Source organism: Rossellomorea sp. FS2, from assembly GCF_047915635.1.
GTDB classification, from domain to species: domain Bacteria; phylum Bacillota; class Bacilli; order Bacillales; family Bacillaceae_B; genus Rossellomorea; species Rossellomorea marisflavi_A.
This window is the reverse complement of record NZ_JBLRVS010000020.1, coordinates 1-304: the sequence shown is the minus strand read 5'-3', so window position 1 is coordinate 304 and position 304 is coordinate 1. Positions and strand designations below refer to the sequence as shown.

The following is a 304-nucleotide window of genomic DNA, read 5'->3' as shown; positions in this document are numbered from 1 at the left end:
AGACAAGTACAGTTTCTGTCCGGCAATCTTGAATTCCGTCACATCGGTTACCCATTTTTGGTTCGGTTTCGATGCCATGAACTTTCGGTCGAGGGTGTTGGGCGCCGCTTTTCCAACTTCCCCTTCATAAGACCGGTATTTCTTTTTTCTTACCAGGCACTGGAGCCCTAGGGCTTTCATAATGCGAAGGACTTTCTTTTTATTGATGTCATACCCTTTTGCCTGGAGTACATCTGTAATCCGACGGTAGCCATACCGGCCTGAATGCCGGCGAAAGATCAATCTAATTCTTCTTTTCCACTTT

At 46.1% G+C, this 304-nt stretch carries 1 protein-coding gene; it reads right to left on the bottom strand.

Annotated elements, in window-relative coordinates:
• Positions 1–304 (bottom strand): IS3 family transposase (locus ACNA6I_RS23090; RefSeq protein ID WP_416314233.1); only part of this gene is annotated, 304 nt, incomplete at both ends.